20 protein-coding genes are annotated in these 21699 nt (G+C 49.3%); 11 read left to right on the forward strand and 9 right to left on the reverse strand.

From position 1 onward, the window contains the following. Window positions 1-151: 151 nt before the first annotated feature. Entirely contained in the window at window positions 152-1528 is a 1377-nt protein-coding gene (locus COV46_07705; GenBank protein ID PIR16615.1) for a tyrosine phenol-lyase, read from the reverse strand. Between the two features lie 112 nt (window positions 1529-1640). Between COV46_07705 and COV46_07710 the strand changes: the two genes are divergently transcribed. Genes COV46_07710 through COV46_07725 form a run of 4 tightly spaced genes read left to right on the forward strand, consistent with a single transcriptional unit; the run spans window position 1641 to window position 5800 of the window. Continuing rightward, complete coding sequence (locus COV46_07710; GenBank protein PIR16593.1) at window positions 1641-3371, forward strand: short-chain dehydrogenase; 1731 nt, start codon at window positions 1641-1643, stop codon at window positions 3369-3371. 55 nt (window positions 3372-3426) lie between these two features. Beyond that, window positions 3427-5031, forward strand: coding sequence for an indolepyruvate ferredoxin oxidoreductase (locus COV46_07715; protein PIR16616.1), 1605 nt, complete (start codon window positions 3427-3429; stop codon window positions 5029-5031). A 10-nt stretch (window positions 5032-5041) separates the two neighbouring features. Beyond that, window positions 5042-5605 (forward strand): indolepyruvate oxidoreductase, encoded by a 564-nt coding sequence (locus COV46_07720; protein ID PIR16594.1) that lies wholly within the window; start codon window positions 5042-5044, stop codon window positions 5603-5605. 42 nt (window positions 5606-5647) lie between these two features. Next, on the forward strand, window positions 5648-5800 hold the full coding sequence (locus COV46_07725) for a hypothetical protein (protein PIR16595.1): 153 nt from the start codon (window positions 5648-5650) through the stop codon (window positions 5798-5800). On the opposite strand, the gene COV46_07730 is transcribed toward COV46_07725, so the two are convergent. From COV46_07730 to COV46_07740, 3 genes are all read right to left on the reverse strand, one after another. Next, window positions 5772-7940, reverse strand: a complete 2169-nt coding sequence (locus COV46_07730) for a hypothetical protein (protein ID PIR16596.1) — start codon at window positions 7938-7940, stop codon at window positions 5772-5774. The genes COV46_07725 and COV46_07730 overlap by 29 nt on opposite strands. Window position 7941: 1 nt before the next feature. Continuing rightward, window positions 7942-8712 carry a 3-oxoacid CoA-transferase gene (locus COV46_07735; protein ID PIR16597.1) on the reverse strand — a complete coding sequence of 257 codons (771 nt, stop codon included), beginning with the start codon at window positions 8710-8712 and terminating at the stop codon, window positions 7942-7944. Window positions 8713-8796: 84 nt separating this feature from the next. Further along, window positions 8797-9777, reverse strand: a complete 981-nt coding sequence (locus tag COV46_07740; GenBank protein ID PIR16598.1) for a glutaconate CoA-transferase — start codon at window positions 9775-9777, stop codon at window positions 8797-8799. Between the two features lie 100 nt (window positions 9778-9877). Between COV46_07740 and COV46_07745 the strand changes: the two genes are divergently transcribed. Beyond that, window positions 9878-10087 carry a hypothetical protein gene (locus tag COV46_07745; protein ID PIR16599.1) on the forward strand — a complete coding sequence of 70 codons (210 nt, stop codon included), beginning with the start codon at window positions 9878-9880 and terminating at the stop codon, window positions 10085-10087. Window positions 10088-10160: 73 nt separating this feature from the next. Here COV46_07745 and thiD read toward each other — a convergent pair whose 3' ends face one another. The 3 genes from thiD to COV46_07760 are packed head-to-tail and all read right to left on the reverse strand — an operon-like array spanning window position 10161 to window position 12632. Next, a complete protein-coding gene (gene thiD / locus COV46_07750; protein PIR16600.1) occupies window positions 10161-10931 on the reverse strand; it encodes a bifunctional hydroxymethylpyrimidine kinase/phosphomethylpyrimidine kinase in 771 nt (256 codons plus the stop codon). Between the two features lie 49 nt (window positions 10932-10980). After that, window positions 10981-11631, reverse strand: coding sequence for a thiamine phosphate synthase (gene thiE / locus COV46_07755; protein ID PIR16601.1), 651 nt, complete (start codon window positions 11629-11631; stop codon window positions 10981-10983). Continuing rightward, complete coding sequence (locus tag COV46_07760; protein PIR16602.1) at window positions 11628-12632, reverse strand: hypothetical protein; 1005 nt, start codon at window positions 12630-12632, stop codon at window positions 11628-11630. The genes thiE and COV46_07760 overlap by 4 nt, the downstream gene beginning before the upstream one ends. A 177-nt stretch (window positions 12633-12809) precedes the next feature. Here COV46_07760 and COV46_07765 point away from each other — a divergent pair, with 177 nt between their 5' ends. Genes COV46_07765 through COV46_07775 form a run of 3 tightly spaced genes read left to right on the forward strand, consistent with a single transcriptional unit; the run spans window position 12810 to window position 16432 of the window. After that, window positions 12810-14045, forward strand: coding sequence for a hypothetical protein (locus COV46_07765; protein ID PIR16603.1), 1236 nt, complete (start codon window positions 12810-12812; stop codon window positions 14043-14045). Then, a complete protein-coding gene (locus tag COV46_07770) occupies window positions 14029-16017 on the forward strand; it encodes a hypothetical protein (GenBank protein ID PIR16604.1) in 1989 nt (662 codons plus the stop codon). Before COV46_07765 ends, COV46_07770 begins: the two co-directional genes overlap by 17 nt. Next, window positions 15995-16432 carry a hypothetical protein gene (locus COV46_07775; protein PIR16605.1) on the forward strand — a complete coding sequence of 146 codons (438 nt, stop codon included), beginning with the start codon at window positions 15995-15997 and terminating at the stop codon, window positions 16430-16432. Before COV46_07770 ends, COV46_07775 begins: the two co-directional genes overlap by 23 nt. 25 nt (window positions 16433-16457) lie before the next feature. On the opposite strand, the gene COV46_07780 is transcribed toward COV46_07775, so the two are convergent. Then, window positions 16458-17978: a leucyl aminopeptidase gene (locus tag COV46_07780; protein ID PIR16606.1), complete on the reverse strand. Its 1521-nt coding sequence runs from the start codon at window positions 17976-17978 to the stop codon at window positions 16458-16460. Between the two features lie 177 nt (window positions 17979-18155). Here COV46_07780 and COV46_07785 point away from each other — a divergent pair, with 177 nt between their 5' ends. Together COV46_07785 and COV46_07790 are read left to right on the forward strand one after the other, a co-directional pair. Next, the gene (locus COV46_07785) at window positions 18156-18947 is read left to right on the forward strand and encodes a hypothetical protein (GenBank protein ID PIR16607.1); all 792 of its coding nucleotides are present in this window, start codon (window positions 18156-18158) and stop codon (window positions 18945-18947) included. Between the two features lie 120 nt (window positions 18948-19067). Next, complete coding sequence (locus COV46_07790; GenBank protein ID PIR16608.1) at window positions 19068-19532, forward strand: hypothetical protein; 465 nt, start codon at window positions 19068-19070, stop codon at window positions 19530-19532. Window positions 19533-19617: 85 nt separating this feature from the next. Here COV46_07790 and COV46_07795 read toward each other — a convergent pair whose 3' ends face one another. Continuing rightward, on the reverse strand, window positions 19618-20016 hold the full coding sequence (locus COV46_07795; protein ID PIR16609.1) for a hypothetical protein: 399 nt from the start codon (window positions 20014-20016) through the stop codon (window positions 19618-19620). Window positions 20017-20351: 335 nt separating this feature from the next. Between COV46_07795 and COV46_07800 the strand changes: the two genes are divergently transcribed. Then, window positions 20352-21515, forward strand: a complete 1164-nt coding sequence (locus tag COV46_07800) for a hypothetical protein (protein ID PIR16610.1) — start codon at window positions 20352-20354, stop codon at window positions 21513-21515. Window positions 21516-21699 lie beyond the last annotated feature (184 nt).

Consider the following 21699-nt stretch of genomic DNA (forward strand, 5'->3'; position numbering starts at 1 on the left):
TTTTCCTGATCAAATATATAGCCGTCAGGCGGGTTTCATTCCTTGCACCGGGATATTCGATTCTTAGCGGTCTTGCCATTGCCATATGTGAACCACCATCTGCAAACCTTTACAATGTCAGGACCCTCAGAATAACCGGACAGCAGTGAAATTACAGATATTTGAAGGTGGAGTCGAAGTGGCGGATCCCTTTGGACTCTTTTTCAAATGCAAGGCCCTTGGTTCTTGTGCAGGTCTCTTTGTGCGCTTCTTTAATGATATCGGCCACGTAGTCTAAATGTTCTTTGGAATAAACGCGCCTTGGAATCGCAAGTCTGCAAAGGTCCATGGCGGGTCTTAGGTTCTTGCCGGTATCGGGATCGCGGCCGGCAAGCGAAGAGCCGACCTCGACCGTTCTTATGCCGCCATATTTATAGAGTTCAACGCATACCATCTGCGCGGGGAACTGGTCCTCGGGGACGTTCGGATAGAAGCGTCTTCCGTCTATGAACACAGCGTGTCCGCCTATCGGTTTCACGACCGGTATGCCGCAAGAGTCAAGCATTTCGCCAAGCTCTTTCACCTGTCCGATGCGGTAAGCAAGGTAGTTCTCGTCCACGACCTCGGTTAAGCCCTGAGCCATATTCTCCATATCCATGCCGCTCATTCCGCCGTAGGTGTAAAAGCCCTCAAAGAGTATCTCGTTGGGTTTAAGGTCCTCATAGATCTGCTCGTCGCGAACAGCCAGGAATCCTCCGATGGGGACGATGCCATCCTTCTTTGCGCTCATTGTGCAACCGTCAACATAGGAGAACATCTCCTTCACTATCTTTTTGATCGAGGTATTTTTGAAGCCTTCCTCACGTTGCTGAATAAAATATGCGTTCTCGGCAAAGCGTGCGGCGTCGAAGAAGAGGCGTAAGTTCTCTTTTCGACAATATTTGCTCACCTCCTTAATGTTGGCCATCGAAACGGGCTGTCCGCCGCCGGAGTTGCAGGTGATGGTCAAAAGCACATAAGACACATTTTCGCTTCCGCTGGTCTCGACCGCACGTTTTAAAAGCGTGAGATCGACATTTCCCTTGAAGGGGTGGTCGGTTGAAGGGGTTCTCCCTTCTTCTATGGTGCAGTCGATGGCGCGTCCGCCCCGAAACTCAATATGCGCCTTTGTTGTGTCAAAATGTGTGTTCCCCGGGATGATCATCCCCTTGGAGACGAGCAGATGGTCCAGCACATGTTCCGCGGCGCGGCCCTGATGCACAGGTATAAGATACTGAAGACCCATAAGGTCGTGAATAACGCCTTCAAGCCTGTAAAATGATGATGACCCGGCGTACGACTCGTCACCCACCATAACGGCCGACCACTGCTTTGCGCTCATGGCCCCGGTGCCGGAGTCGGTCAAAAGGTCGATATATACCTGTTCGGATCGGAGTCTGAATAGATTATGCCCAGATTTTGTTATCGCCCTTTCTCTCTCTTCTCTTGAAAGTAAGGTGATCGGCTCAATGCTCTTGATCTTGTAGGGAACAATGGTTCTTTGTATCATGTAAAGGGCTATATTATATAAGGCGCGGGAGGCAAAGTTAAAAAATAAAAATATCTTAACAAGGAACTCGGAAAGTGCTCTAAAGATAAGTATATAACAGAAGGAGACCTTCATGGAATTTCATGGCAAAAAGCTTTTGGTGCTTGGCGGGGCGGGGCTTGTAGGTCAGCCGATATGCAAGCTCGCGGCGGACGAAGGGGTGGGCGAGATAACTATATGCTCTCTCTTTGAGAGAGAGACCGCTGAATTTGCGGCCGAGATGGAGAAGGGCTATCCAAAGGTAAAAATTCACAGGGCGTGGGGCAACGTCTTCGTAAGGAACGACTTTAAAGACACGCCGCTCACGGAAATTCTTGGCAACCCGGAAAAGAGACAGCTGCTTGCGAGCGATATATTGGACCCGCTCAATAAAGATATCCTTGCCAGCTCTTCCATCTATCAGATTCTAAACAAGTTCAAACCGGACATCGTTGTAGATTCCATAAATACCGCAACGGGCATTGCATATCAGAACATCTACGGCGTTGCCAAAGAGGTGAGGAACGCGTTCGATAAAAAAGAGAACAAGACGACCGACGAGATACAGGGTGTAGTTGAAAAGCTCCTCTGCACGCAATATCTGCCGCAGCTCATCCGGCACGTTCAGATATTCCTGCAGTCGATGGTCGAGCATAAGACCAAGTTCTATTTGAAGATAGGTACCTGCGGTACCGGCGGAATGGGCCTTAATATCCCTTATACTCACAGTGAAGACAAGCCGTCGCAAATGCTTCTTTCCAAATCCGCAGTTGCGGGAGGCCATTCACTTCTCATGTTCCTTATGGCGCGCACCCCAGGCGGCCCCATCATTAAAGAGATAAAACCCGCCGCTGCCATCGCTTGGAAGAAGGTGGCGCTCGGCGCGATAAGAAAGAAGGGGAAAGAGGTCCTTTTAGAGGACGTTACAGATAACGATGCGGTTATTTTAAAGGGTGTGTTCGTCAAAAAGATGGAGAGCGCGCCCAAGCATCTGGAGGAGAACGGCAAACCTAAACCGCTCGTTGCGCCATTTATAGATACCGGCGAGAACGGGTTCTTCTCCCTTGGAGAATTCGAGGCGCTTACCGATCAGGGACAGATGGAGTTCATTACGCCCGAAGAGATAGCCCGGTGCGCTATCTGGGAGATAACCGGTATGAACACCGGTCACGACATAGTTGCCGCGCTCGATAATTCCACAATGGGGCCGACATATCGCGCAGGTTATATGAGACAGGGGGCGCTGGCCGAACTTCGTAAGGTGATAGCAGATACCGGCATCGACAGCGTAGCCTTCGAACAATTAGGGCCCCCGAGACTTTCAAAACTCCTCTACGAAGCACATCTGTTAAAGCTCTGCTTTGGATCTTTTGAAAAGGTCCTGGCAGCAAAGCCGGAAGCCATAACCAAGGCTATGGAAGACAAGCTGATGTCTGACAGCGACCTTCGCGCACGCATAATCTCTATTGGCATTCCGATACTTTTGAGTGGTGGTGATAAACTTCTTCGCGGGAGCTATGTTGCCATCCCCGCCGACGTCCCGGGAAAACCGAACGCAGGTTTCGAGATATCCCGGGACTTTGTCGATAAATGCGCCCACGACGGCTGGCTGGATATGAGGAACGCCAATATCGTAAAATGGCAGGAGAGGTTCAAGACGATAATGTCGGAGACCGGCGCCATTCCCAAGACAGACTCATCTAGCTTCTACACAAAGGGTCCGCACTACTGGAAAGATGAGAACGGGACCTATTCGATAGCTATATCAAAACTTGTCAGCTGGATATTCATTAACGAGGATAAGGGAATAAGGATGAAGGGGTAGTTTGTTCCGCTCATGGTTCGACAGGCTCACCATGAGCGGTTCTGGAGGCAAAAAAATGGAACCGAAACAGATGATGCTCCTGGGCGACGAGGGGATAGCGATGGCGGCGATACATTCCGGCATCTCTGCGGCGTACGCATATCCCGGGACGCCGGCAACAGAGATCCAGGAGGCTATTCAAAGATATGTTGCCGCATTTCCCGATTGCGGGATAATAGCGCGCTGGAACATAAATGAAAAGGTGGCGCTTGAGGCAGGTGTAGGCGCTTCGCTCATTGGACTACGTTCGCTGGTCACGTTCAAACACGTGGGACTTAACGTTGCGGCGGACCCTTTTATGAGCGCAATGATAACGGGCGCCGGCGGAGGGCTTGTTATAGCTCCGGCGGACGACCCCGGCATGCACTCGTCCCAAAACGAGCAGGATTCGAGATTTTATGCAATGTTCGCGCAGATACCGTGTTTCGAACCCGTCAGCGCCCAGGATGCTTACGACCTCACGCGCGAGGCTTTCGAGTTTTCTGAAAAGGCAGAGCTCCCCGTTATGGTCCGCTCGGTCACGCGGCTTTCGCACACAAGGTCCCTTGTAAAGTTCGCGCCGGCACGCGAGAAGAACAAGATGACGCTTCCCAGCGACTACAAGCGCTGGACCGTTCTTCCTAGCAACGCGCGCGCGCAGTATCAAAGGCTCCTTGATAAACAGCCCAAATTCGTTGAGTGGTCGAACAATCACAGTTCCAACATCCTTCACATTGAGAACGGCGCGAGCGTGTGCGTCATCGCAAGCGGACTTGGATACAACTACTTCATGGAGTGCATGGAAAATGCCGGCGGCGGTTTCAAGCCTTCATACTTAAGGATAGCGACATATCCGTTGCCTGAGAAGAAGATAAACGAGCTTTTAAAGAATGTCTCAACCCTCGTTGTGATCGAAGAGGGTTGTCCATTGGTCGAACGTTCAATTTGGAAGAACATCGTAGCAAGCGGGAAAAAGATCGAGGTTAAGGGGAAGCTGACCGGCACCCTTCCTCAGGCGGGCGAGCTCAACGCGGACATTGTGAGAGTTGCGCTTGGCCTTGCGGACATTAAACCCAAGGGCGAGAACGTGAGCGATCTTCTTCGCGACAGGCCGCCACAGCTTTGCAAAGGTTGCCCACACTGCGATACGTTCAAGGCCCTTAATGCGGCGCTTGAAGGGGAGAAAAATAGGTCGGTATTTTCGGACATCGGTTGCTATACTCTCGGGTTCTATCCTCCGTACGAAGCTATTAACTCATGCCTTTGCATGGGGGCTTCTATCTCGATGGCAAAGGCGGCGGGCGAGAACGGGCTCAAATATTCCGTTGGTGTGATAGGAGATTCGACCTTCAACCATTCGGGCATTACGCCGCTACTCGAAGGCGTTAAGCAGAAGACGCCGTTCACGACCATCATTCTTGATAATTCCACGACCGCAATGACCGGCGGACAGGAGACCCTTTGCATAGGTAAAGAGCTGGAGGATCTCATACTTGGAATGGGGCTTTCGCGCGAGCATCTTCGTGTGATCGAGGCTTTGCCCAAGAACCACGAGGCGAACACCAAGGTCATAAAAGAGGAGCTCGACCACAAAGGTCCGAGCGTGATAATAGCAAAACGCGAATGTTTGCAGATAAAGTAAGAGGACGATCATGAAATACGACATAATCTTTGCAGGTGTTGGCGGTCAGGGTATAGTCTCCGTGGCCGCGATGGTGGTGGAGGCGGCGTCGCGCGAAGGGCTAAATGCCAAACAGAACGAGGTTCACGGCATGGCTCAAAGAGGCGGTGCGGTATCCTGTCATGTGCGCATATCAGACAAACCCATCTGGGCCGATATCATTCCGAAAGGGGAGGCCGACTATATCCTTTCAACGGAGCCGATGGAGGCCCTTCGATATGTCGAATATCTCTCTCCCAACGGGACCATTATTACTAGCAACCAGCCTGTGAAAAATATCGCATATCCTGATGAAGGCGAGATAATCGCCAGGATAAAAAAACGTGAAAGTTCAATCGTCGTCGATACCGCAAAGATCACCTCGGAACTTTCCAATCCAAGGGTCTCAAATATAGCGGTTCTTGGGGCGCTCTTAAAGAAGATGGGTATCCTCCAGAATACGATAGAAGGCTCCATCAAAAAGAAATTCGCCGGCAAGGGCGAAAAGGTGATCGAGGCGAACCTTAAGGCCCTTACAGCCGGCATGAACCCCTAAAAACACCCTTTCCGGACCTATGTCTAGAACGTGTATGACATAATGACAAAGGATTCTCCGATAGCGTGGGACAAGATAGCAGGCATGCGCCACAGACTCATTCACGATTATATGGGGGTTAACGTCGATATTGTCTGGGAGACCGCCACCAAAGGTTTAATACCCCTCAAGAAATGGCTACAGAACAAAGTTTAGCCACGCATCTTGCGGCGGCGTCGACCCTGCGGAAACAGGGGATGCCGGCATCCAGACATTTTTGGGCGAAATTGTCATACTTCCAGCCCGATTCCATCGATACGCAGAAAGGTTTTTCGGATTCAGCGTGAATTTTAATGAGCCGCGCAAGTATCCCTTCGTCCGTCTCTTCTTTGTTCGAGCCCTCTTCACAAACTTTAAGCATGAGCGTTTCGGGGACTATCGAATATATTCCGAACCCTGTTTTTGGATCGGAAAGAGTTGCCCTTATCATCTCTTCAAAGCCTGCATCGTCCATCATTGGCGTCAGATCCAGGATATCGTGAACATCCATGATGCCGGAAACTTTATGAGCTTCGTAAATAGCCTTTATCTTATCTTTAGTATCATCCGAATAATTTGCGAGAGTGAATTTCTTGGCTCCCGTTATCATTAAGTGGTCCGCTATCGCGCACTTTTCATAACCGGCGTTAGAAAGCGCGGCGACACCGAACTCTTTTATCTTTTTGATAGGCTTGACAAGCGCCGTCAGCATCAAAAGGTTCTGGAACTCCTGAAACGTGTCGGCTATCAGCGCCCCATTCATTGCGAGGAGCCCTTCAAAGAGAGAATAGTCGCCGGCCATGGAGGCCGTGTGGCCCTTTGCGGCATCGACGCCATCTTTTGTGCGGCCGGCCTTGTATATTACGACGAACTTGCCCGTTTCTTTCGCTTTTTTCGAGAGCTCCATAAGCTTGCGGCCGTCGCCTTCTTTGAGACCTTCGATATAAAGGCCGTAGGTCTTGATCTTTGGGTCGTCAAGCAGATATTCAAGACAGTCACCGACCGTTATGTCCATCTGGTTTCCGACAGAGATCGAGGCGGTCGGAGCTATAATATTCGCAAGGTTAGAGATGGCCGTTATCATGAAGGCGCCGCTCTGGCATATCAGTGCCGCCTGCGTGTGGCCCTTTCCTGTGCCGGAAGACTTTCTTGGGACGGTGAAGAGGGTCTTTTTATTCAGGTAAATGTTGCCAAGTGTATTGGGGCCGTTCATCACCGGACGTTTGTCGGGCGTTGACTCGAGTGCATGAAGTTTGTCTTCAAGGTCCTTTTGAAGTTCTTTGCCGCCTTTTGTCTCGCCAAAGCCAGCCGATATCACCTGAATGGTGTTCGCGGCATTAAGTTCGAACGACTCAGTGATAAGTGCGGCCGCCGATTTGGCAGGGATGCCCACGACCATAAGGTCGACAGGACGTCCGCCCCTTTGCGAAAGCATTGTCTTAAGGTCAGGCGTACATTTTATCCCTTCAATGCTCTCTTCTTTTGGATGGATGAGACAGATCTCTTTTGCCTCAAGTCCGGCGGACAGGAGATTTTTCAAGATAACGTTCGCCGGATTGTAAGGGTTCTTACCCGAAGCCCCGACTATGCATGCGGAAGAGGGGTTTAAAAGACTCCCTATCTTTTGAATGGGTTTGGGGGCCCTTTTGGGTCTCTTTTCTTTGAAGCGGAGCACGCCGTCTAGCGCGAGTAGTTTTCCACCGTAACAGACCGCAGGATTCACCTCGACCTCTTCAATGACATTCCCGTTATATTCCTCGGTGATAAGGCCCTGGAGCTTGACGACCGTCTCGATCAATTTGTCCGATTCTATCAGCTTTTTATATCCGCGAATATTACCGGTGACCATCTTTACCACAGGAAGTTCTAAGAGAACCTTCTTGACTGTCTCTTTTGAGGCGGAGGCAGGAAATACCGCCTTGGCCTTCCCCGGCCTCATCACATCATTTAGATAATCTGTGCCTGTGCCGCCAAAGCCTACCGTCACAAGCGGCCCGAAGAATTCATCGACATAGGCGCCGATGATAAGTTCGGGGGTGTGTCCATATTCGACGGTCTCGACATAAAGGACGCCTTCGGCCTCATCGAACTTGCTTACCAGCTCTCTGTGCGAGGAAAATGAGTTCTTTGAGGTCACGCCAAAGATCAAGCCGCCGCCGTCGCTTTTATGAAGGATGTCGCGCCCCGATATCTTCGCCACGAACAGCTTTCCTTCGTCAAGCCTTGGTTCGTCGTTCTTGCTAACGAATCTATATTTTGGGTGTGCAATTCCGTGTTTGGAGAGGAGGTCGTAGACCTCGTGTTCAAGAAGGTTCATATTATCTTCCTATTATATATTTGTGAGGGTCGACCTCTTCTCTTAAGATCTTGAGCCAATCTTCGGGCGGTTCCGGCGTTGTTACGAGGTCCTCTTTTACAAGGAGTTCAAATCCGGTGTTCTCTTTCACCTTTTCGACGGTGACGCCCGGGTGGAGCGATATCACGCGCATTCTTTTGGTCTTCTCTTCAAAGTCCATGATGGCGAGGTCGGTTATTATCTTGAACGGGCCGGTCCTTTCGGGAAGGCCTGCCTCATAACGTGAATTTCCGCCGGTCAAATAGCCCGGGGAAGTTATAAAATCGACCTTGGGGACGAAACGGCGTTTTTCGTGGGGCGTTACTATCATCACCTTCCAACAGTTGGTGGCAAGGTCGGCCGCGCCGCCGCTACCGGGAAGCCTTACCTTTGGTTTGCGGTAATCGGTGCCTATCATCGAGGAATTTAAATTTCCGTACATGTCAATTTGAGCGCCGCCAAGGAACGCGTAGTCGACCATCCCCCTTGCCGTAAGGCTCATGGTCTCGGTCATCGAAGAGGCCTCAATGCCTTTATAGAACGTTCTGGAGTCGCCGACCGATACCGGCATGACCGGGAGAAGCGGGGCTATGCCGCCCGCCTCAAAGAGCATGAGCATCTTTGGTGCTATGGTCTTTTGGGCTAGCATGCCGACCGCGCACGGTGCCCCCGTGCCTACTACTGCGGAGGAACCGTCCTCTATCTCGCGCGCCGCGGTGCATATCATGAGTTCCATCGAATTATATTGTACCATTTTTCATTCCTCGATTGTCATTCCAGCGTAAGCGGGAATTTAGTGCATATGCCCGAGGTCCCCGCTTTCGCGATGGCGACAATGCTATCCTATTAAGCACTCCTTATCCCTAAGTTCCTGCATCTTTTTAAGGCCGCCGTGAAGGTTTAGATATTCATTGAAGTCCTTGACCCCGTAAATATTCTTCTGCAGAAACTTTTTGAAATCCTCCGGATCCTCTTCGATATCGAGCCACTCTTTTATGTGTTCTTCATCTGAGAAATATTCGTAGGCCATATTGCCGGGATAGCTCCCGTATGGAACCTCGCAAACCGCGTCGACGCAGAAGTAGGGGATGGAGGCAAGGTTCGGGTTGTCGCGGAATTTTTCGATAGGCACGATCCTTTCGCAGGTGATGATAAGGCGCTTTGAGGCGCGCGCCAGGTCGTCGTCGACTATCGTTATGCCGCGAATGAGCGCGTTGCCGTAGATATCTGCCTCATGAACGTGAATGATGGTGATATCGGGGTATAATGCGGGGAACGTTGCGAATTTTTTGCCGGTGTAAGGGCAGGTTATGACCTTGCTCGCGCTCCACTTGATGCCGTCGCTTCCGAGGCTCTGGCGACCGATAAGGAACGGGATGCCAAGGGCGGCCGCCTTGAACCTCCACGCCATGCCGGCGTTCGTCCACTCCGTGCATTCGACCTTGCCGCTCTCTAAATATTTTCTCGCGTTCTTTGAAACTCCGCGGGCCTCTAACCCGACCACATACGCTACATCGCACTTGTCAAAGCATTCGCCCGCCGAGAGTATCTGAAAGTCGTGAGTTGCGGTGTGTCCCGAGAGCTTGAGCCCCTTTATGCCCTGACGGACAATTTCGTGCATGGCGGCAACAGGGACGCGTACGCCTCCGAATCCGCCTATTGCAAGGTAGCTTCCCGGCGTTACATGTTCCTTTATCGCCGATCTTATATCGGTCGTTTTGTCCTTCAATATTCGCGACTTGTGTCTAAGAAAATCTCTGGCCTTATCGGGGTCCGGATCTGAAAAAAGCGTCCCTTTTCCTTCAAATAAGCATTCCATAATTACCTCCGTTCAAATCTATTAGCCCCAAAATTAGCTCCAAATCAAGCTCTTTAAATAAAGGAAGGGCCCAAGATACGGCCACCCAAGTGGTTGACTTATGCCTTTCCGTGTGGTTCAATGCTACCCATGCAAGGCGAGCATCAAGGTAAGCGACCTGAAGAATGTGGATGAGACATCCCTGACCGGCACGACATCTGAAGTTCTCCCCGTGAGAGAAGTGACAGGGCTTGTTAAGAATCTGACCGCTCAGGGAGCCGTTACAAAGCGCCTGATAAAGGCCTACAAAGAGCTCATCTACTCCCGATAATGAAAATGGCCGCAACCGAACAAGACCCAAATGGCGACGAACGCCAATGCGGACATGTCCAAATACTTTTTCTTCATTGGTTTTCTCCTTTTTCGCTAATGAAATTTTCTATGAATTTTTTTGCCTCTGATATGGCTTTTTCCAAGGTCTTCCCGTTCGCAAGGCCGCTGGCGATTGCAGATGATAAGCGGCAGCCGGTGCCGTGTTTGGCCGGGCCTTCCATCCTTTTGCCTTTGAACTCGGTGAATTTCTTACCGTCAAAAAGGACATCCGTCGGGTCGCCCGTTGAATGGCCGCCCTTAACAAGGACCGCAAGGGTTTTTGTCTTATCGCGGCGGAGTTGCCAGCATTCAGCATATATCTGCTGTGCCGCCTCCTTCATTATGCCAACGTTCCAAAGCCGCATACCGGTTAGAACGCCCGCTTCATCGATGTTGGGAGTTATGACCGTTGCGTTAGGTAGCAGCTCTTCTTTGAATGCCTTGAAGGCGTGCGCTTCGAGGAGCGGCATGCCGCTTGTGGACGCAAGAACGGGATCTATGACGATATGGGGAACTTTTACGGAGTGTAGGAAAAGCATTATCGCCCTCACGTTGGCGGCACTTCCTATCATTCCTATCTTAATGGCCGAAACATCTGAATCTCTTGCCGCGGCAGATAGTTGCTGGGTCAAAATGTCGGCCGATACCGGGTTGATGCCGTAGGCCATCTTATCTGTCTGCGCGGTGATGGCGGTGATAGCTGAAAGGCCTTTGGCTCCGAAGAGTTCGATGGTCCTAAGGTCAGCTTGAATACCGGCCCCCCCAGACGGGTCACTGCCGGCTATGGTTAGAACTGCTTGCATTGCGTTATTCTTCGAGCGAAGTCGAGAAGTAACGCAAATTTTATTTTCTCTACGGGCTTGAAGAATAAAATTTGTTTACATACCACTTCGTCTCGCTCACAATATCCTTTGCCTCTGTTATACCCCTTATCATCGCGACCGATGAAACGCCACACTTTATCACATCATCTATATTGCTTCGGTTTATCCCGCCGATGGCAACGACCGGCTTCTTTATCTCGGAACAGAACGTCCTCAATCTTTCCAGTCCCTGCACCGGATGATCGGGCCCCTTTGCCTTGGTGGGGAATATCGCACCGAAGGCGACATAATCTGCGCCAAACTTCTCCGCCACGAGCCCAAGGTCCAGCCCCTTGGAAGACGAGTATCCGATAATGAACTTGTCGCCCAAAGATCTTCGTACATCTTTCACGGGCGTGTCGTTGGGGCCAACGTGAACCCCGTCAGCATTGAGTTTACCCGCAACTTCTATGTAATCATTTATAATGAAGGTGAAATCGAACTCTTTTTTAAGCGCCATTATCTTTTGTGCGGTTTTGAATACGCTTTCGGACCATGAGCCGTTCGTGTCGCTTGGTTTCATTCTTAATTGGATAAGCTGACAGCCTCCAAGTAGCATGAGATGAGCCAGTTCGGCATGTGAATATTGCGGAGAGAAAGTAGTGTCCACTATCCCATAAAGCCCAGATATTCTATTCATTTTAGCTCCAGTTTTTGCAATTTTGCCCTTAGCGTGTTCCTGTTTATTCCAAGCGTCCTTGCCGCCTTGAGTTGATTGTTGTTGGAGCGCTCCATGACAAGTTTTATTAGCGGTCTTTCAACACGCTCGAGTATCGCCGCATGAAGATTTTCTACGTCGAACTTCCCAAGACGGTGCATGAACTGTGCTATCTTCTTTTCAACAAGTTCTTCAAGCGCGATGTCTTCCAGTTGTTCTTCGGTGTGCGGATGCCAGTTCCCGGCCATCTTGAGCTGAAGGTGCTCCGCCTCTATCTGAGGCGTGCTGAAGTGTAGAACGGAATTCAGGATTATCAGCTGAAGCTCCCGAACGTTACCGCTCCACGAGCTTTTCTTAAGCAGTTTTAACGCCTGTTTTGAAAATTTTTTTTGTGGGTATCCAAGGTTATCGCACCACTTTTTTAAGAAATGGTTTGCAAGTTCCCCAACGTCATCGTTTCTATCCCTTAATTTTGAAAGGACCATCGTGTTTCTCTTAAGCAATTGAGCGAGTTCGGGGAGTATCCTCTTTTCCTGAACGAACCTGTCCAGCTCCTGCGGCGCAGAGAATATAAACCGACAGAGGGCCTTCATTGATTCGCCGGCATCTATAGGTTTATATCCGCCAAGGGTTATCGTTGCAAGAAGTTGCGGCTGGAGCATTAAGGGAATATTTTGCAGGTCTTTAATGAGGAGAGTTCCGCTGCCGACCGCATCTATTATGCCGGGGGTAAGGTTCTCATTTCCAAGGAGCGAGACCTTCATTACGCCACAGAGATCTCTTACAATGTCTTTAGAATCGGAGGCGCTAAATATCGTGAAATTCTCGGCCTCGCGGGGGCTGCTTATATGAATGAACCTTGCCAGATGCGTCTTGCCGGTCCCGCTTTCGCCTATGATAAGGCAAGGCTCATTATTTTTGGAAAGAGAAAGGGCCTTTTCAAGGGCGTTCCTGATATTCTTTGAGCTTCCGACCAGTTTCATATAGATGGTTTTGTCCTCCCCGCGAAGGCGGGGATGATGGTTGACATTCAATCACCTGCCTAAAAATTAGGCAAGTGAAAAATGGCCAGCAAGGCCAGTAAAGTTGAAGGCCAGCAAGGAAAAACGGACAAATTTTGTTGTGACTTTATAATATTTTTAGTTTAAGCTCTTTTGGCCATGTCCTGGAATATAAAAGCAAAATTAAAACAGACCCTTAAAGCCGAAGAGGGGAGCATAATAAAGGATCGGGGCGGGAAGGCAACTTATCTCCTTATTTATCCCAACACTTATCATGTGGGGATGTCTAACCTTGGCGTTCATAATGTCTACCGCATTCTGAATGAAAGGGACGACGTTGTATGCGAAAGGGCGTTCCTTCCGGAAAAGGCCGACCTTAAAGAGCATAAAAGGACGAACACCCCCATTCTCTCTTATGAATCTCAAAGGCCCATAAATGAATTTGACATTATAGCTTTTTCTGTAGCCTACGAGAACGATATACCGAACATTCAGACCATCCTGGAACTTTCTAAGATAAAAAAGGGTTTCGGACCCAAGCTTATTGTCGGCGGCGCCGCGGTGACGCTAAATCCTAAGCTGTTCGAAAGGCAATTTGATGAGGTGATAACGGGTAATTTTGAAGGGTCGGGTTCCCTGCCTGCGCGTTCAGCCATATGGACACGTGATACAGAGTTCGGTTCGATGCACCTGGTAGAGGTCCAGCGCGGATGCCCACACCGTTGCAGATTCTGTGCCGCCCCTGTCATCTATTCCCCGTTCAAACAATTCTCTAAAGAGGAGGTTGTAAAGGCGATAGATGTAGGTCTTCCTTATCGCAAAAAGATAGGGCTCATTGGTGGCGATGTTCTGGGACATAAGGATTTTATAGATATAGCCGAATATATTCATTCGAAAGGTGCGACATTTTCACCTTCATCCGTCAGGGCTGACAGGATAAATAGACAAATTGCCGAACTTTTGAAGATAAGCGGTCACAGGACCATAACACTGGCTCCGGAGGCCGGCTCAGAAGCCCTAAGAAGGGCGATAGGAAAGAATATTCCGGATGAAAAGTTCTTTGAGGCTGCGAGTCTCTTGGGCGAACACGGAATACGGCAGATAAAGCTCTATTTTATGATGGGGCTACCCAGAGAAAGCGATGCAGATGTTAGGGCGATCGTTGAATTTGTTAAAAGGGTCAAGGGTCAAGGGGCAAGTGGCAAGATAACCGTTGCGGTGAATCCCTTTGTGCCCAAAGTGAGGACCCTTTTTGCAGGGGAAAGATTTGCGGAGCTTAACGAATTGAAGGTAAAGATCGCACGCCTCAAGAAAGATATTGGTAAGATAGGCGGCGTGATGTTCAAAGCGGAATCGCCTGTTCAGGCGTTAAGAGAATATGAGTGGCAGAAATAGATCCATAGGACAGAATATTCTGTCGTCCCCACGAAAGTGGGGACCCCGTTTGTTATTCTGCCTCTTCATTTTCACATTGACCTTTTCGCTTCCTGTCTCGGCAAAATACAAAGAACCGGCTTACAAGTCACCCATCAACGATATCCACGTCATCCTGTTCATTTTAGACGGCGTTCCAAAGGACTTTCTCTACGAAAACATCCAGAACGGAACGCTTTCCACACTAAAGAATGAGTTTTGGGATAACGGTGCGCACGCAAAATTAGGGATAACCACGTTCCCCTCTAATTCAGCCTCCGCCTATCAAAGCTTCATTACGGGGCTTTTTGCCGGAAGGTCGGGCATTCCATATCTTCAATGGTATGACAGGGCCGACCAGGAAGAGATCGACTATCTGGGGCTCGATTATAAAAGGGTCGGCAGTCACATGTGGAATTATCACTCTTTTTTGGACCCGAACGCTCGGGTTAAAGACTATCCTGTAGCGATACTTGACAGGCTAAAGGGATATCCGACCGTGACCGTTTATTCGGAAGTTACACGCGGGACCAGAAAGAGATATCCAAAGGCGCTTCTTGTTGCCTTGAGCGACACTTTCATAAACAAGAGAGAAGACCTTCTTGACAGGCGGGCGTACGATATACTTCTAAGGCTCTTTAAAAAGAAGAAAAAGGATATACCCAAATTTTCACTCGTCGGGCTTTATTCTACCGACGTATTTCAGCATCACGGGGACGCCACCTGTGACGATGCTAAGTACGCCCTGATCCAGTTCGATATATTTTTAAAGGAGTTCCTAGAGACGCTCGATAAGAGGGGGCAACTGGATCATACCTATATCATTGTTTTGGCCGACCACGGAATGCACAATATATCGCATGATGTCAACATCTTGCCGAAGCTGAAGAAGCTGGGGCTTAAAGCGCGCGCAGGAAACCTTGCAAAGAAAGAGTCCGACTTTTTCATAAGCGAACGCGGGATATCGGCGGCGCATATATATTTCAAGGGGGCAGTTGACGGCCGCGATAAGCTCTTCGGTCTCGACGGCCGGCCGACACTTGAAAGGCTTCAAAATTACCCACTTTCCGGCGGCGGGCATGTGGATATTATAAAGTTTCTAAGAGAACAGAACGACCTTCTCCTTTTTGTCGTAAGGAACGGGCTTGATAACGTTGAGGTCTATTCAAAGGAGTGCCACGCAACGATCACCAAGATAGACGAAGGTAAAAAGACATTTTACGGCTATGCCCCGAATTCCTGCGATCCTCTGGATTATTGCTCAAAGAAGGGGATAGCAAAGATGTGCGGCGGGAGATTATATGGAGACAAGGAGTGGTTCGATAACACATGGGGAGAACACTATCCGGACGCGGTCGTACAACTGGGCCAGATATTCGATGACGGCAGGGCCGGAGATGTTTTCCTGGTCGCCGATGACACGGGCGGATTTTACAGGGAAAAACATGCGACCCACGGTTCTATTTTAGACAAGGACATGCAGATCCCCGTTTTAATAAAAGGGCCCGCAGTTCCAAAGGGGGAGTTCGGTCCGATCAGAGGCGTCGACATCTTTCCGACCATGCTTGACTGGTTCGGCCTTCCAAACGACCACAATAATGACGGCGAACCAATTTTTGCCTCGGAGGCTTCTTCACCCCGATCCTCAAGAACCCCTGAACTTATTGCCAATATGGAATTTTTCATACTGGGGAAACCTTCCATCTTGAACGCTCCGGAAAAAGATGCGATAAAACGCTCCTTCCGCGCAAAATTTAACGTCTCCGGCAGGAATGATATCAAGAAGGCGGTCGATGACGAACTGCTGTTAAGAAACGAAAGGCTTACAAAGCTTAACGACATATTCCCGGGCTATACCAAGAAGGACCTTGAGTATTCTCTTATAAAGGACCAGATAAAGAAGACCCAAATAGATCTACGGAGGCTTGAAGATGTTAAAATTCTTATTCAATAGGAACGGCATGTTCCCGAAGACGCTTGAATTTCTGGGGGCGCTCGGTTTCCTGTATCTTATATTTTCCGGATGGATATTCAGGCAGTCTTTTGCGCTCAAACTATTCTTCGCAGTCTATCTTCTGTTCTACATATTAATAAGGGTCTGCGCGGGCCTTAGCTGGTATAAAAAATTCCCGGAGATAAGGTCTCCCGATGCCGGCATTATGCTCCACTTCAGAAAGATGCTGGTCGCCGTCTCTTACACGATATTTATAGCGAATCTTTTGGCGATACTTGGGGCCGGATTTGCGATCTACTTGTCTGCGGCTTTGTTTGTCTTTGTATTCCACATAAACGCGATACTTCTCTATTTCCATTTCAGGGATAAAGACAATACCCCACCCAATTTTTATACCAAGATCATGTCATCTTGAAGGAGCGAATGCGACCGAAGAGATCTTAGAACGACGACAAGAAGCGTAAGACCGACCTCAAAGGTGAACCGGTGCCACCCTTTGGAGTGTAATCCTTATCTTCGTCTGTCCACGCCGACTCTGCGATGTCCAGATGGATCCACTTTGTGTCGCCCACGAACTCGTCAAGGAATAGGGCGCCTATTATTGCCCCGGCTTTTGATTTTCCGGTGTTGTTGATATCCGCAAGGCTTTCTTTAAGCCCCTTCTTGTATTCTTTTTCGAGCGGGAGCTGCCACGCGGGTTCGCTCTCCTCTTTTGCACAGGCGATATATTTATCTATGAGCTTCTGGTCGTTCCCAAGCACCGCGGTATAGATCTCTCCTATTGCATAACGAACATGCCCCGTGAGGGTCGCCATATCTATTATGATGTCCGGCTTCTTTTCTGTAGCGTAGGTGATGGCGTCGGCAAGTATGAGCCTTCCTTCGGCGTCGGTGTTGAGTATCTCCACGGTCTTGCCGCTTCTTGACATTATTATGTTGCCGGGCACCTCTGCCGAACCGCTTACCATGTTATCGGTGGCGGGAATGTATGCGTCGACGCCTATGGGAAGTTTGAGCTCGCTTATCACCTTCATGAGCCCCAAGACTACGGCGCCGCCGCCCATATCATTCTTCATGTGGTCCATGCCCGATGACGGCTTTAAATTATATCCGCCGGCGTCGAACGTTACCCCTTTGCCGACCAGGGCTATCTTGGCCCTGGCCTTTTTGGCCGGTCTATAGCTCAAATGAATGAACCGTGGTTCGTTCTTGCTTCCCGCGGCTACCGCCAAAAGGAGGTTCAACCTCTCCTTTTCTATCTCCTTCTTTCCAAGCACCGAGATCCCTAATTTCCCCTTTGTTGCTATCTCTTTAGCCTTTTTGGCGAGGTCTTCAGGGGTCAGGTCGTGTGCCGGGGTATTTATCAGGTCGCGCGCAAGGATCACGCCGTTTGCCAGCACGGCCCCTTTTTTAACGGCCTCTTCGATCTTCTTTCCGCCTGACTTGACGCCTAAGGAAATTTCTTTGAGCGTATCGGGTTCGATATCTTCTTTATTCTTATATTCTTCGAACTTATAACTTCCAAGGAGGACCCCCTCTACGAACGATTGTATCCTGAGCGCGGGAGGAACGCCTTTTATGTTATCCATTATGACAGTTACGGCCAGGCTCTTTGCCCTTACCTCGTTTGCCACCGAAACCACTTTGGCGCCGAGCTTTCTTGGAACGTTGGATGTGAACTCATTCATTTCGCCCATCCCCATCAGAATAACGGCCCTGGCCGGTATCTTTCCGGCGGTATATATTATCTTGCAGGTTCCGAGCTCGCCCCTGAACTCTTCGTCCTTTATCACCTTGCCTATGATCCCGCCCAGATATTGGTCGAGCTCTGCGCCGTCGCCCCCCCTTAGAAGAACGGCGGTTCCTTTGTCTTTTTTGTCCTTTTTCTTTTGCTGGCACAGAACGAGCACAAGGTCGGACCTGATCTTTTCAAGCGGTTCTTTCGAAAATTTGAATTGCATATTTTTCTCCCTCTGATTTTGTCATCCTGAGCGGTACGCGAAGGATCCCGTTAATACAGCTATGTTCTGGAGATCCCTCGCTTACGCTCGGGATGTTTTTAGTTGGGCCAAAGTAGCCCAACTAAAAACACTTTGCAAGAAGAAGGTAATTAAGTTATTATGCGAAAGTAAAATGTTATGCCGAAAAGACTTTTTTCCCCAAAGGTAGAAGATGCTCTGCGAAAAGGCGTTGTTGCGGTCGGAAATGTGGTTGAAGGCCTCATTGGCAAGGCAGAAAAGTTAGGTGCAGGTTTCAAAAGCTCTTCCTCAATGTCCGTGCAGGCCGTGCTCTCTCTTGAGGGACAGATACCGCTTCCCAAGCTAAAAGAGATACTATGCCAGGTCTCCGATAAGGTCATAGAACCTTTTGTCCCAAGCCTTGTGGATAAAACGGCGCTTGAGGTGAGAGAGGGCGCCTCGACCATCGCAAAGTTTTTTAAAGAAAAGGGGGCGAGCGTTTCGGTCCATGTGGATATGGGCGGGAGCGCCGGCTCTTACGGAAAACCGGGGGCCGGAATAAGTTCCATAAGAAGCGTAAGCTCAAAGCTACCGTTCGAAGACGGGTTTTTTGATCTTGTGGCAGGTAACTACGCAAATCAGTTCCAGGGCGACCTTTTGAAGAACGTGAAGGAACTCTCCCGCGTTATGGCGATCACCGGCGAAGGGGTCATCGTAGATTTTCATCCGTTCGGCCTCTATGCCAGGAGGGGAAACGTGCGCATAAAGCCGATCTCATCCGTTACAAAGGGGATAGAAGATTATTACAAGCTCTGCAAGATGGCCTCATTGAAGATAACGGGCGCAAAAGAATCCTTCTTCGATGAAACGGCAAGGCCTTATTTTGTAACAGAAGAGGAAAAATCGGCGTTTCGAATAATAAAAGATACGCCGATGCTGATCTATTTATTTGTGAAGAAGGGGGCAACGTAAGAATGTTCAATGTACAAATCACAATGACGAATAAATACTCAATGATTCAAACTCCAATTGGTCATTGAGGATTGTAATTTCGTTCGTCGTTGAAGCTTGGTCATTGGTCATTATAACATTATGGATTTTGATAAACGTTTAGAAGAACTATTTCTTGACCTGCCGGAGGCGCCGAGCGAGCTTGGCATGACCGCGAACGCGGCCCAGGCCGGAAAGATGGTATATTTAAGCGGGGCATTTCCCTTCAAAGAAGGCAAGATGGCATACAAGGGAAGGCTTGGGTTAGAGCTTACGGCCGACAACGGCAAACTTGCATCACACACCGCCTGCATGCAGGCTATCTCGATTCTCAGAACGTTCCTTGGCGGGAGTCTTAACAAGGTAAAGAAAATAGTAATGATGAAGGGCTACGTTGCTTCGGGGGCAGAGTTCAGGGAACACGCCAAGGTGCTCGATGGCGCCAGCCAGCTGATCACAGATGTCTTTGGTAACGCCGCCGGCAGACACGCAAGGAGCGCTATTGGGGTCAACGTTCTTCCTAATAATGCCGCAGTAGAGATAGAGTTGATAGTAGAAGTGAAGTAAAACACCAACCACCAAATCCCAATGTCGAATGAATGTCCAATTTTCCAAATCCCAATTAGGATATTGGTCATTGTAATTTCATTTGTCACTGTGACACGGTCATCGAGTTTTTATTTTGTAACATATGCTCTATCTTTCTTATCAGATGACGCATGTGGAAGGGCTTCGCGATATAGTCATCCGCCCCGTGGGCCAGCCCCTCGATCCTGTCCTCCTGGGCATCTTTGGCGGATAATATCAGAACCATAATATCGCTAGTTGCTTGATTTCCTTTGATTTTATTGCACACCTCGATACCTGAGACCTTTGGCATCATTATGTCTAATATAACAAGGTCTGGCTTCTCCTTTTCTATGTTAAGAAGGGCCTCGGGTCCGGAAAAAGAACTCCTAACCGTGTAAGTCTCCATGGGGAGCATCTTTCCGATTATCTTGTGGATCTGGGGATCGTCGTCGACTATTAAAATATTAAATTTTTTCTTCATAACTATGCGAAAATACTATATGATTTATAACAGGATGGCAAGTATTTCTTGACTTAATATCCAAATTCATTTATAGGGAAAGGACCTAAAGCTAAAGTAGTTCTTTAGGGGGAGTTTCTAAACAACTTGGGTTTTAAAGTTTTTATCGTTGCTTTTAGGCTAGCGGAATTTTCCGTAGGAGCCTAAGCGGCATAAGTTTCAAACCGCGGATAAACAGGCTTGGAAAGGGGGTGCATTCTCCAATAAAGCCACATCTAAGCGGCAGAGGGTCTCGATCGGACTTTCGAGAGACTGACGAGACTCCAAGGCAAAACAATTCAAAGGAGAGAAACAACATGAAGAAACTAGTAATAGCAGTAGTCGCTATCGCGGCATTGGCGCTCGCGTTTGGCGCAAACGCAGAAGAAAAGTACGTAGCCGGCGGTTTCGAAGCCAGCGGTCACATTAACGCAGGCCTCGGTTTTGATTATATCGGCACGAACTCAGGTGCATTGGCAGGCGGCTCTTCCGGATTACTCCGTGATCAGTGGTCGAATGCCAAGAATTATGACAAGGCAAAAGATTTCGGTTTCTTACTCGATGAAGTAGAACTCGATCTCACAAAGAGCTTTGGCGAGAACATCAAGTTCCGCACAGACCTAGGTTTCGGCGATCAGGCTATCGGCTCAATTTGGGGCGGTGTCTATGTGAAGCAGGCCTACGTCACAGCCAACATTCCTGCCGGCAACGGTATCGAATGGTTATTCGGACGTTTCGACGCCCCGATCGGCTACGAAGCAGTTGACAGGAACGATAACAATACCATCACGCACAGCGCGATCTACAACTTCAACATTCGTCCCCGTTATCTGACCGGTATGAAGTTCTATTATGCCTTCAACGATTCAGTTGACTGGCACGTTTGGTTCGCGAACAACATGTCGGATGGTCGGATTAACTGGAACGGCGACAATAAGGTTATGCCGGCTATTGGTACACGCCTCGGTTATACATGGGGTGAAGAGGCCAAGGAAAGCACAGTTGGTTTGAGTGCGGCAATCAGCCCCGAAGTCAATGCAGGTAGCAAGCTCGGCAGAATGTCGTTCTTAGTCGATGTTGATTTTAACATCTGGGCAACAGACGCATTCGTGATCGGTGGCGAGGCGCTCTATCGTCAGAACGATGCGGCAAAGGGTACAACATCGACGAAGATATTCGGCGGTATCTTGGACCTCAACTACGCATTCAGCGATGTATGGGATGGCACACTTAAGTACTCCATCCTCCGCCCGAACAACGGCGGTGGTACATCAGATGCATTGCTCTCAACCATGGCACCAGTTGCTAATGCGTTGGTAGTTGCAAAGGGTTATATACAGGAAATCAGCGTATCACCAGCCTATCAGATCACAGACGGCGCGAAATTCAGGGCTGAATACAAACTCGATTGGACAAAGTATTCCGGATTCAGCAAGAACCTCACACATACGGTTCTAGGCATGTTCGAATACGCGTTCTAATCAGTTGATTAAGACGTAGTCAAAAAGCCCCGGGTGGAAACACCCGGGGCTTTTTTTATTGTGCGAGCGAAACCGCCAAGCGGCGGAGTCGAGAAGTTCTCGACTTTGCTCGAACAATAATGGGCACCTCTAAAAACCTCCGTTCATGGTGAGCTTGTCGAACCATGAAAATTGCAACACGTTG

This window comes from Deltaproteobacteria bacterium CG11_big_fil_rev_8_21_14_0_20_49_13 (assembly GCA_002796305.1).
In the GTDB taxonomy this organism is placed as follows: domain Bacteria; phylum UBA10199; class UBA10199.

Excerpts from the sequence above, each read along its gene's own strand:
- COV46_07705 (PIR16615.1), bottom strand. The coding sequence starts at position 1,528 with ATGATACAAAGAACCATTGTTCCCTACAAGATCAAGAGCATTGAGCCG.
- COV46_07710 (PIR16593.1), top strand. The coding sequence starts at position 1,641 with ATGGAATTTCATGGCAAAAAGCTTTTGGTGCTTGGCGGGGCGGGGCTT.
- COV46_07715 (PIR16616.1), top strand. The coding sequence starts at position 3,427 with ATGGAACCGAAACAGATGATGCTCCTGGGCGACGAGGGGATAGCGATG.
- COV46_07720 (PIR16594.1), top strand. The coding sequence starts at position 5,042 with ATGAAATACGACATAATCTTTGCAGGTGTTGGCGGTCAGGGTATAGTC.
- COV46_07725 (PIR16595.1), top strand. The coding sequence starts at position 5,648 with ATGACAAAGGATTCTCCGATAGCGTGGGACAAGATAGCAGGCATGCGC.
- COV46_07730 (PIR16596.1), bottom strand. The coding sequence starts at position 7,940 with ATGAACCTTCTTGAACACGAGGTCTACGACCTCCTCTCCAAACACGGA.
- COV46_07735 (PIR16597.1), bottom strand. The coding sequence starts at position 8,712 with ATGGTACAATATAATTCGATGGAACTCATGATATGCACCGCGGCGCGC.
- COV46_07740 (PIR16598.1), bottom strand. The coding sequence starts at position 9,777 with ATGGAATGCTTATTTGAAGGAAAAGGGACGCTTTTTTCAGATCCGGAC.
- COV46_07745 (PIR16599.1), top strand. The coding sequence starts at position 9,878 with ATGCCTTTCCGTGTGGTTCAATGCTACCCATGCAAGGCGAGCATCAAG.
- thiD (PIR16600.1), bottom strand. The coding sequence starts at position 10,931 with ATGCAAGCAGTTCTAACCATAGCCGGCAGTGACCCGTCTGGGGGGGCC.
- thiE (PIR16601.1), bottom strand. The coding sequence starts at position 11,631 with ATGAATAGAATATCTGGGCTTTATGGGATAGTGGACACTACTTTCTCT.
- COV46_07760 (PIR16602.1), bottom strand. The coding sequence starts at position 12,632 with ATGAAACTGGTCGGAAGCTCAAAGAATATCAGGAACGCCCTTGAAAAG.
- COV46_07765 (PIR16603.1), top strand. The coding sequence starts at position 12,810 with ATGTCCTGGAATATAAAAGCAAAATTAAAACAGACCCTTAAAGCCGAA.
- COV46_07770 (PIR16604.1), top strand. The coding sequence starts at position 14,029 with ATGAGTGGCAGAAATAGATCCATAGGACAGAATATTCTGTCGTCCCCA.
- COV46_07775 (PIR16605.1), top strand. The coding sequence starts at position 15,995 with ATGTTAAAATTCTTATTCAATAGGAACGGCATGTTCCCGAAGACGCTT.
- COV46_07780 (PIR16606.1), bottom strand. The coding sequence starts at position 17,978 with ATGCAATTCAAATTTTCGAAAGAACCGCTTGAAAAGATCAGGTCCGAC.
- COV46_07785 (PIR16607.1), top strand. The coding sequence starts at position 18,156 with ATGCCGAAAAGACTTTTTTCCCCAAAGGTAGAAGATGCTCTGCGAAAA.
- COV46_07790 (PIR16608.1), top strand. The coding sequence starts at position 19,068 with ATGGATTTTGATAAACGTTTAGAAGAACTATTTCTTGACCTGCCGGAG.
- COV46_07795 (PIR16609.1), bottom strand. The coding sequence starts at position 20,016 with ATGAAGAAAAAATTTAATATTTTAATAGTCGACGACGATCCCCAGATC.
- COV46_07800 (PIR16610.1), top strand. The coding sequence starts at position 20,352 with ATGAAGAAACTAGTAATAGCAGTAGTCGCTATCGCGGCATTGGCGCTC.